Source organism: Streptomyces sp., from assembly GCF_031178505.1.
In the GTDB taxonomy this organism is placed as follows: Bacteria; Actinomycetota; Actinomycetes; order Streptomycetales; family Streptomycetaceae; genus Streptomyces; species Streptomyces gulbargensis.
The window spans coordinates 1-9,910 of the sequence record NZ_JAPSIW010000193.1 but is presented as its reverse complement, the minus strand read 5'-3'; the positions used below and the strand labels follow the sequence as shown (position 1 = coordinate 9,910).

Annotated in this window: 8 protein-coding genes and 1 riboswitch; of the genes, 4 read left to right on the top strand and 4 right to left on the bottom strand. The window is 69.7% G+C overall.

Annotated elements, in window-relative coordinates; translation table 11 throughout:
* The 4 genes from RIF68_RS15485 to RIF68_RS15470 all read right to left on the bottom strand — a co-directional run.
* On the bottom strand, nucleotides 1–1,278 hold a 1,278-nt coding region (locus RIF68_RS15485), incomplete at its 3' end, for a glycoside hydrolase family 3 protein (protein ID WP_309051827.1).
* A 9-nt stretch (nucleotides 1,279–1,287) separates the two neighbouring features.
* Nucleotides 1,288–2,079, bottom strand: a complete 792-nt coding sequence (locus tag RIF68_RS15480) for a carbohydrate ABC transporter permease (RefSeq protein ID WP_309051829.1) — start codon at nucleotides 2,077–2,079, stop codon at nucleotides 1,288–1,290.
* A 131-nt stretch (nucleotides 2,080–2,210) separates the two neighbouring features.
* A complete protein-coding gene (locus RIF68_RS15475; RefSeq protein ID WP_309051826.1) occupies nucleotides 2,211–3,203 on the bottom strand; it encodes a sugar ABC transporter permease in 993 nt (330 codons plus the stop codon).
* A gap of 74 nt (nucleotides 3,204–3,277) precedes the next feature.
* On the bottom strand, nucleotides 3,278–4,552 hold the full coding sequence (locus RIF68_RS15470) for an extracellular solute-binding protein (RefSeq protein ID WP_309051825.1): 1,275 nt from the start codon (nucleotides 4,550–4,552) through the stop codon (nucleotides 3,278–3,280).
* A gap of 433 nt (nucleotides 4,553–4,985) precedes the next feature.
* Between RIF68_RS15470 and RIF68_RS15465 the strand changes: the two genes are divergently transcribed.
* The 4 genes from RIF68_RS15465 to RIF68_RS15450 all read left to right on the top strand — a co-directional run.
* Nucleotides 4,986–5,750, top strand: coding sequence for a GntR family transcriptional regulator (locus RIF68_RS15465; RefSeq protein ID WP_309051828.1), 765 nt, complete (start codon nucleotides 4,986–4,988; stop codon nucleotides 5,748–5,750).
* A gap of 190 nt (nucleotides 5,751–5,940) precedes the next feature.
* The gene (locus RIF68_RS15460) at nucleotides 5,941–6,216 is read left to right on the top strand and encodes a DUF3311 domain-containing protein (protein ID WP_309051824.1); all 276 of its coding nucleotides are present in this window, start codon (nucleotides 5,941–5,943) and stop codon (nucleotides 6,214–6,216) included.
* The gene (gene mctP, locus RIF68_RS15455) at nucleotides 6,213–7,838 is read left to right on the top strand and encodes a monocarboxylate uptake permease MctP (RefSeq protein WP_309051823.1); all 1,626 of its coding nucleotides are present in this window, start codon (nucleotides 6,213–6,215) and stop codon (nucleotides 7,836–7,838) included. Before RIF68_RS15460 ends, mctP begins: the two co-directional genes overlap by 4 nt.
* Nucleotides 7,839–7,881: 43 nt before the next feature.
* A riboswitch (cobalamin riboswitch) is annotated at nucleotides 7,882–8,012 on the top strand.
* A gap of 133 nt (nucleotides 8,013–8,145) precedes the next feature.
* Nucleotides 8,146–9,910 (top strand): ribonucleoside-diphosphate reductase subunit alpha (locus RIF68_RS15450; protein WP_309051822.1); only part of this gene is annotated, 1,765 nt, incomplete at its 3' end.

The following is a 9,910-nucleotide window of genomic DNA, read 5'->3' as shown; positions in this document are numbered from 1 at the left end:
GCCGTCGGCGTACGAGCCGGTCTCCGTGCCGGGAAGCAGGCGCTCCAGCTCGGCGGCGATGCCCCACGGGGTCTCGTCGCCCACGGCGAAGTTGGCGACGGGGGTGAAGGCGGCCACGTAGGGAGCGGTGGTCATCGGCGTGTACGGCCGCTCCCCCCGGGTCACCGTCAGGGCCCGGCGGGCGGCGACGAGTCCGATGTCGGCGCCGGGCGCGGTCCCCTCCTGTGACGCCGCGCCCGGCACCGATGCAGCCCCCCTGGCCCGGTGCGCCTGGGTCCAGGACGCCAGGGCGCGCACGCGCGCCGCGGCGTCCGCCAGCCGCTCCTCGGGCAGTTCACCGGTCCGTACGGCGTCGACGAGGGCGTCCCGAAGCCGCAGTACGGTGTCCTCGTCGGCCAGCCCGCCGCCGACGCAGATGGCGTCGGCGCCCGCGGCGATCGCGAGGACGGAGCCGCGCTCGATGCCGTACGTCGCCGCGACGGCCCGCATCTCCATGCCGTCGGTGACGATGAGCCCCTCGAAGCCCAGTTCCTGGCGGAGCAGACCGGTGAGGATCTGCGGGCTCAGGGTGGCCGGCCGCTCGGGGTCGAGCGCGGAGAGCAGGATATGCGCGCTCATGACCGCTTTGGTACCGGCGGCGATGGCGGCGCGGAAAGGTACCAGCTCACGGGTGTGCAGTGTGGCGAGGTCCACATCGATCCGGGGCAGGGCGTGGTGCGAGTCCACGCTCGTGTCGCCGTGCCCGGGGAAGTGCTTGGTGCAGGCGGCGACACCGACGCCCTGGAGACCGTCGACGTAGGCCACGGTGTGGCGGGCGACCAGGTCGGGGTCGGCGCCGAAGGAGCGGACGCCGATGACCGGGTTGGCGGCGTTGGAGTTCACGTCCGCCGAGGGGGCCCAGTTGAGGTCGACACCGCAGGCGGCGAGCCGACGGCCGAGTTCCCGGGCGACGGCCCGGGTCAGCTCGACGTCGTCGACGCTGCCGAGGGCGTAGTTCCCGGGGAAGGAGGACCCCTGGTTGACCTCCAGGCGGGTGACGTCACCGCCCTCCTCGTCGATGGCGACGAGGACGTCGTCCCGTTCGGCCCGCAGGCGCGCGGTGAGCGCGGCGAGCTGTTCGGGGTCGACGATGTTCCGTCCGAAGAGGCCCACGGAGGAGAGTCCCTCGCCGATGCGGCGGAGGAGCCAGTCGGGGGCGGTGGTGCCGACGAAGCCCGGCTGGAGCACCGTGAGGGCGTCCCGCGTCAGCGTGTCGGTGCCGGTTACGAGAGTGGTCATGGGGCGCCGTTATCCCTTCACCGCACCGGCCGTGAGGCCCGCGGCCATCTTGCGCTGGACAAGGAGGAAGAGGATCACGATGGGCACGGCCATCATGGTCGAGCCGGCCATCATGGGGGCGTACTCGGTGCCGTTCTTGGTGATGAAGTTGCCGAGCCACACGGTGGCCGTCTGGTTCTGCTGGCTCATCAGCATCAGGGCGTACAGGTACTCGTTCCAGGCCTGGATGAAGCCGTAGACCGAGGTGGCGACCATGCCGGGGGCGAGCAGCGGGAAGACGACCCGGATGAACGCTCCGGTGCGGGTGCAGCCGTCGACCTGGGCGGCCTCCTCCAGCTCCTTCGGGATGTTCACGATGAAGCCGCGCAGGGTCCACACCGTGAAGGGGAGGATGAAGGTCAGGTAGGTGATGATCAGGCCGCTGAGCTTGTCGTACTGGCCCAGGTCGTTGAGGAGCAGGAAGACCGGGATGATCATGGCGACCAGCGGGACCATCTGCACCGCGAGAATGCCGACGATCACGATCTTGCGGCCGCGGAAGGCGAAGCGGGAGATCGCGAGGGCGGCGAGCAGGCCGACCGCGATGCCGATGACGACCACGACGAGCGAGACGACGAGGCTGCGGAGGACCGGTCCCCAGAAGTCCGCGATGTCGAGGGCGCGCTCGAAGTTCTCGAGCGTGAAGGCCGAGGGGAAGAAGTGCGGGTCGGGGTCGATGGCGTCCTTGGCCGGCTTGAAGGCCGTGTTGACCATCCAGTAGACCGGGAAGCCGGCGGTGAGGACGACGAGCAGGCCGAGCAGGTTCCAGCCGAGCTTGGACCGGCCGGGGCGCCGGGCGGCCCGGACCGGGGCCGGTGCCGGGGCCTGCGCGGAGGCCGGACCGGGGGCGGCGGGGGCCTTGACGGCGGTGCCCGCGGAGGTGTTGGCGGCGCTCACTCCACATCTCCGATCTTGAGCATCTGGCGCATGTAGACGGCGACGACGCCGAGGAGCAGGACGACCGTGACGAGCGCGATCGCGGAGCCGGTGCCGTAGTCGTTCACGACGAACGCCCGGTCGAAGGAGTACGTGGTGAGGAGCTGGAACTCCGGCTCGGGGTGGCCGTTGCGCATCACGTAGACCTGCGGGAAGACGCCCATGTCCCAGATCACCGAGAGGGTCGTCAGCATCACGATGATCGGCTTGAGGACGGGCAGGGTGACGAAGCGGAAGACGCCCCAGGCGCCGGCGCCGTCGAGCCGGGCCGCCTCTTCGAGTTCCTTCGGCACCTGGGTGAGGCCGGCGCTGAGGGTGATGACGACGAAGGGGACGGCGCCCCAGACGACGAGGAGCATGATGACGGCGAGGCCCTGGGGGCCGCTGGCGAACCAGTTGTGGCCGATCATGTCGACGCCGGGGAGCTTGCTCAGGAGCCAGTTGAGGACGCCGTAGTCCGCGTCGAACAGCCACTTGAAGATGGCGGTGGCGACGATGATGGGCATGCCCCAGCTGGCCACGAGCACGATGTTGATGAGCGCCTTGACCCAGCCGGAGACCCGCTGGAGAAGCAGGGCGATCAGCATGCCGAGGACCATCGTGACGACGACCGCGCCGGCCGCGAAGAGGACCGTGCGCAGGACGACGGCCCAGAACTCCGCGTCACCGAGGATCTTGGTGAAGTTGTCGAGCCCGGCCGACTCCGCTTCCTGGAAGCCCCACAGCTGGGGCTGCCCGAACTTCTGGAAGGAGAGGGTGACGAGCCGCACGAGCGGGTAGCCGAGCACCAGGAGCAGGACGGTCAGGCAGGGCGCGAGCAGCAGCCATGGGATGCCGGCTCCGCCGTTCGACTTCTTGCCGGGCTTGCCCGGGGTACCGGCCGCGGGGCCGGGGGGTGGCGATTGCCGCGCCGGCGGCACCTTCGCGGTGGTTGTGTCTGCGGCACTCATCCCGTGCTCCTCAGCGGTCCCTCTCGTGATACGGGCGGCAGGGCCCCGCCGTCGGACGGGGCCCTGCCCGAAGGTCACTTGGTGTTGATGACCTTGTCGATCGCGGCGTCCGCCTCCTTGGCGGCCTGGTCCACCGGCTTGCCCTTGGCGATGTCGATGAGCATCGTCTTGAGGGTCTGGGCCTTCTCGACCTGGCCCCAGCCGGGGGCGGTCGGAACGAACCAGCTCGACTCGGCCGCGGTGGCCGGGACGGCGGTGGCCGGGTCGCTCTTGAGCGGGGCGAGGTCGGCCTTGTTGTTGGGCAGGTTGCCCTTGGCGACGAGGCCCTTCTGGCCCTCCGCGCCGGTGAAGGCGGCGATCCACTCGGCGGCGACGCCCTGCGCCTTGGACTTGACCGGGATGGCCAGGTCGGAGCCGCCGAGGAAGACCGGGAGGTTCTTGCCGTTCGGGCCGGGCATCACGAAGTTCTCGAGCTTGTCCTTCAGCCCGCCGACCTTGTCGGACTTGGGGTCGGCGGCGGTGGCGCCCTCCCAGCCGGCGGCGAAGATGGTGGCGGACTTGCCCTGGCCGAAGACGACGGGACGGTCGGACTCGTCCTTCGTCTTGTCGCCGTGCATGTACTTGTCGAGGATGTTCTTGTACTCGGTGAGGCCCTTGACGGACTCCGGCGAGGAGAGGTTCGCCTTCCAGGTCTCGCCGTCCTGCTTGGCGATGGAGCCGCCGGCGTCGTAGACGAAGGACATCGCGGCGTACCAGTCCGGCGACGGCTGGTACCAGGCGCTGAACTTGTCGCCCTTCTTCTTCTGGATGGCGTCGAGGGCGGCGGTCAGCTCGGCCCAGGTCTTGGGGGCGGCCTTGACACCGGCCTCGGCGGCGATGTCCTTGCGCCAGGTGCCCACGCGGCCACCGGCGTAGTAGGGGACGCCGTAGGTCTTGCCGTTGTAGGTGACGGAGTCCTTGAGGGCGTCGAGCCACTTGTCGGAGTTCGCGAACTTCGACGGGTCGACCTCGGCGAAGGCACCCTTGGCCATGTAGCTGATCATCTCGGTGTTGCCCATTTCGACAACATCCGGAGCCTTGTCGGTGGCGAGCACCGCGTCCAGCTTGGTGTTCTTGTCCGGCCAGCCGTAGTACTCGTGCTTGATCTTGATGCCCGGGTGCTTCTTGGCGACCGCGTCGTCGGCGGCCTTGACCAGCTCCGGCCAGTTGTTCTGGGCGTCGACCGTCAGCCAGACGGTGAGCTCCTTGGCCTCGCCGCCGGCCTTGTCGCCGGACTCCGAGCCACCGCACGCCGCGATACCGGCCATCATGCCCGCGACACCGATCGCCACGATGAGCTTGCGCTTCACGCCACCCTCCTCAGGGATGCCTGCAACCCCCCTGCCCACCGCGCGAAGACATACGTCGAGTAATGCTGTGGGGCCGGGACCTGGTCATTAATGGTTTAGACCAGTACCCGGAGCTTGGCCTAGACCTTTTGGGGTGTCAAGAGTGCGCAGGAGGGGTACCGGCGTCCGTTATCGGACCGACATCTCGCCCTCCTCACCCGCCACCCGGACGGGCCGGAGGGGAGAATGCGCATGCGGGGACGGCTGGGCTCGCAATGGCCTAGACCAACAGGCCGTTCCTCGGTGTATAAGAAGGCAGGGCACGACTCCTCCGGCCGTACCGGCATGTGTCGGCAGGAGAAACCGTGGTGGCGGGTGAACCGTGCCACCATGTGAGCCGCGACAGACGGAGGAGCCGGTGACGGCAGCAGCACAGGAGTCGGGAAGGCAGGCCATGGCCACGGAGGCGGGCAGCACCGAGACAGAGACCGGGGCGGTCACCCGCACCGCGCGCGTGCCCAAGTACTACCGGCTCAAGCGCCATCTCCTCGACATGACGGAGACCCTCCCGCCCGGCACCCCGGTCCCCCCGGAGCGCACGCTGGCCGCCGAGTTCGACACCTCGCGCACCACCGTGCGCCAGGCCCTCCAGGAGCTGGTGGTCGAAGGGCGCCTGGAGCGCATCCAGGGCAAGGGCACCTTCGTCGCCAAGCCCAAGGTCTCCCAGGCCCTCCAACTCACCTCTTACACCGAGGACATGAAGGCCCAGGGCCTGGAGCCCACCTCCCAGCTCCTGGACATCGGCTACGTCACCGCCGACGACACCCTCGCCGGCCTGCTCGACATCACCGCCGGCGGCCGGGTGCTGCGGATCGAGCGGCTGCGCCTGGCGAGCGGCGAGCCGATGGCCATCGAGACCACCCACCTCTCGGCCAAGCGCTTCCCCGCGCTGCGCCGCTCCCTGGTGAAGTACACCTCGCTCTACACGGCCCTGGCCGAGGTCTACGACGTCCACCTCGCCGAGGCCGAGGAGACCATCGAGACCTCCCTCGCCACCCCGCGCGAGGCCGGCCTGCTCGGTACGGACGTGGGCCTGCCGATGCTGATGCTGTCCCGCCACTCGCGGGACGCGCAGGGCGAGCCGGTGGAGTGGGTGCGCTCGGTCTACCGCGGCGACCGGTACAAGTTCGTGGCGCGTCTCAAGCGCCCCACCGACTGAAACCGGTACCGCCACCGGTCCAGACCACCGCCCTTTCCCTCCCCGGCGGAAAACCCCCTCCCGGGTGTCCGCCCAGAAGGCGCTCTGACACTCTCCCATCCGTTATCCGGACAGGGGTTCCATACAGCGGACCCGTCCCCTAGATTTCCTCGGCATTACGAGGTGATCAGCGAGGGGACGGGAATTCGCCATGCCAGAAACGGCTCAGAGAACCACACAAGGGAAACAACCCCTCATCACGCCGCTCCGCGTGGTCATCGGGATCTGCCTGTTCGCCCCGTTCGTCGCGATGCTGTGGGTGAGCTCCTACGCGAAGGTCGAGCCCACCCTCGCGGGCGTCCCGTTCTTCTACTGGTACCAGATGCTCTGGGTGCTGATCTCGACCGCGCTCACCATGGTCGCGTACAAGCTGTGGCAGCACGACCAGCGTGGCCGCCGCACCCGGCAGGGGGGTGACGCGCGATGAAGGACGGCGTGAACGGCGTCGCGCTCGCCGTCTTCATCTTCTTCTTCCTGGCCGTCACGGTCATGGGCTTCCTCGCCTCCCGCTGGCGCAGGGCGGAGAACGAGCAGAGCCTCGACGAATGGGGGCTGGGCGGCCGCTCGTTCGGCACCTGGGTCACCTGGTTCCTGCTCGGCGGCGACCTGTACACCGCGTACACCTTCGTCGCCGTCCCGGCGGCCGTCTACGCGGCGGGCGCGGCCGGCTTCTTCGCCGTGCCGTACACGATCCTGGTCTACCCGCTGATCTTCACCTTCCTGCCGCGCCTCTGGTCGGTCTCGCACAAGCACGGGTACGTGACCACCTCCGACTTCGTCCGGGGCCGCTTCGGCTCCAAGGGCCTGTCGCTGGCGGTCGCCCTGACCGGTCTCCTCGCCACCATGCCGTACATCGCGCTCCAGCTGGTCGGCATCCAGGCCGTCCTGGACGTGATGGGCGTCGGCGGCGGCGAGAACACGCACTGGTTCATCAAGGACCTGCCGCTGCTGATCGCCTTCGGCGTGCTGGCCGCGTACACCTACTCCTCGGGTCTGCGCGCCCCGGCGCTCATCGCCTTCGTCAAGGACACCCTGATCTACATCGTCATCGCGGTGGCGATCATCTACATCCCGATCAAGCTGGGTGGCTTCGACGAGATCTTCGCCAAGGCGGGCGAGGCGTTCGGGCAGACCAACGAGGCCACGGGCAAGCCGCGCGGCGCGCTGGTGCCGGGCGACGCCAGCCAGTGGACGTACGCGACGCTGGCGCTCGGCTCCGCGCTCGCGCTGTTCATGTACCCGCACTCCATCACGGCGACGCTGTCCTCGCGCAGCCGTGAGGTGATCCGCCGCAACACCACGATCCTGCCGCTGTACTCGCTGATGCTCGGCCTGCTCGCAGTCCTCGGCTTCATGGCCATCGCCGCCGGTATCCAGGTCAAGAACGGCCAGCTCGCCATCCCGCAGCTGTTCGAGAACATGTTCCCGGACTGGTTCGCGGGCATCGCCTTCGCCGCGATCGGCATCGGCGCGCTCGTCCCGGCCGCGATCATGTCGATCGCCGCGGCCAACCTCTTCACCCGCAACATCTACAAGGACTTCATCAAGCCGGACGCCACCCCGGCCCAGGAGACCAAGGTCTCCAAGCTGGTGTCGCTCCTGGTGAAGGTCGGCGCGCTCGCCTTCGTCCTCACCATGGACAAGACGGTCGCGATCAACTTCCAGCTCCTGGGCGGCATCTGGATCCTCCAGACCTTCCCGGCCCTGGTCGGCGGTCTCTTCACCCGCTGGTTCCACCGCTGGGCGCTGGTCGGCGGCTGGGCCGTCGGCATGGTGTACGGCACGGCCGCCGCGTACGGCGTGGCCAGCCCGACCCAGAAGCACTTCGGCGGCTCCTCCGCCGAGATCCCGGGCATCGGCGAGATCGGTTACATCGGCCTCACCGCCTTCGTCCTCAACGTCCTCGTCACGGTCGTCCTGACCCTCGTCCTGCGGGCGGTCAAGGCCCCCGACGGCGTCGACGAGACCTCCCCGTCGGACTACACGGCCGACGCCGGCGACCCCGGTGTCCAGACCGAACTCCCGAAGGTCGGCGCCGAGACGCACTGACACGGGGACACAACATGTGGGGGGTGCCGCGAGCGGTGCCCCCCACATGTATGCTCATGCTCGCTGTCGACGCAGGGGAATCCGGCGCGAATCCGGAACTGTCCCGCAACGGTGTGTCTTGTACCTGTTCGTACGAGGTGAGTCCGAGGACCTGCCGACGGTGCGCCCGGTCCTTCCGTTCCGGGTGCCACAGACGTCCGGGCCTCGTGGAGTGGGCCGGTGGACGCGGAGCGCCCGTGTGCCCACGGCCGCCCGCCTGCCCGCCTTCCCTCCCCGTGGCCCCGAGCCGAGCGAGGGAGAGCCCCACGTGACCATCGCGCCCGCCGATCCGGCCACCGCGATCGAGAGCGACGGTAACGAGAGCGACGGACCCGGGACCGTACTGCTGCGGACCCTGACCGAGCTGACCGCCGACCTCCCCGACACCGACCCCGGCAAGGTCGCCGCCGCCGCGCTGCGCGGCCGGAGCGCCGCCTCCGACGAGGCGGAGCTGCGCGAGCTGGCCACCGAGGCCGCCGCCGGCCTGATCGCCGAGGACCCCGCGTACTCCCGGCTCGCCGCCCGTCTGCTCACCGTCACGATCGCGGACGAGGCCGCCTCCCAGGGCGCCGTCTCCTTCTCGTCCTCCGTCGCGGTCGGTCACCGCGAAGGCCTGATCGCGGACCGCACCGCCGCCTTCGCCGCCCTGCACGCCGCGCGCCTGGACGCCCTCGTCGACCCGGCGGCCGACGACCGCTTCGGTTACTTCGGCCTGCGCACCCTCTACTCCCGCTATCTGCTGCGCCACCCGATCACCCGCAAGGTGATCGAGACCCCGCAGCACTTCATGCTCCGCGTCGCCTCCGGCCTCGCCGAGGACGACAGCACCCGGGCCGTGGACGAGGTGGCGGCGCTGTACGGGCTGATGAGCCGGCTCGACTACCTGCCCTCCTCCCCCACCCTGTTCAACTCCGGCACCCGCCACCCGCAGATGTCCTCCTGCTACCTGCTCGACTCCCCGCAGGACGAACTGGACTCCATCTACGACCGCTACCACCAGGTCGCGCGCCTCTCCAAGCACGCGGGCGGCATCGGCCTCTCCTACTCCCGGATCCGTGCCCGCGGTTCGCTGATCCGCGGCACCAACGGCCACTCCAACGGCATCGTCCCCTTCCTGAAGACGCTCGACGCCTCCGTCGCCGCGGTCAACCAGGGCGGCCGCCGCAAGGGCGCCGCCGCCGTCTACCTGGAGACCTGGCACGCGGACATCGAGGAGTTCCTGGAGCTCCGCGACAACACGGGCGAGGACGCCCGCCGGACGCACAACCTCAACCTGGCGCACTGGATCCCGGACGAGTTCATGCGCCGGGTGAACGCCGACGGCGAGTGGTCGCTGTTCTCCCCCGCCGACGTGCCCGAGCTGGTGGACCTGTGGGGCGAGGAGTTCGACGCCGCGTACCGCAAGGCGGAGGCCGCGGGCCTGGCCCGCCGGACGCTGCCGGCCCGCGACCTGTACGGCCGGATGATGCGGACGCTGGCGCAGACCGGCAACGGCTGGATGACCTTCAAGGACGCCTCGAACCGTACGGCCAACCAGACCGCCGAGCCGGGCCACACCGTCCACTCCTCCAACCTGTGCACCGAGATCCTGGAGGTCACGGACGACGGCGAGACCGCCGTCTGCAACCTGGGCTCGGTCAACCTGGGCGCCTTCGTGGACACGGCCACCGGCGACCTCGACTGGGAGCGGCTCGACGCGACCGTCCGCACCGCCGTCACCTTCCTCGACCGGGTCGTCGACATCAACTTCTACCCGACCGAGCAGGCCGGCCGGTCCAACGCCCGCTGGCGGCCGGTGGGCCTGGGCGCCATGGGCCTGCAGGACGTCTTCTTCCAGCTCAAGCTGCCCTTCGACTCGGCCCCCGCGCGGGCCCTGTCGACCCGGATCGCCGAGCGCATCATGCTCGCCGCGTACGAGGCCTCCGCCGACCTCGCCGAGCGTCACGGCCCGCTCCCCGCCTGGGAGAAGACCCGTACGGCGCGGGGCGTGCTGCACCCCGACCACTACGACGTGGAGCTCAACTGGCCCGAGC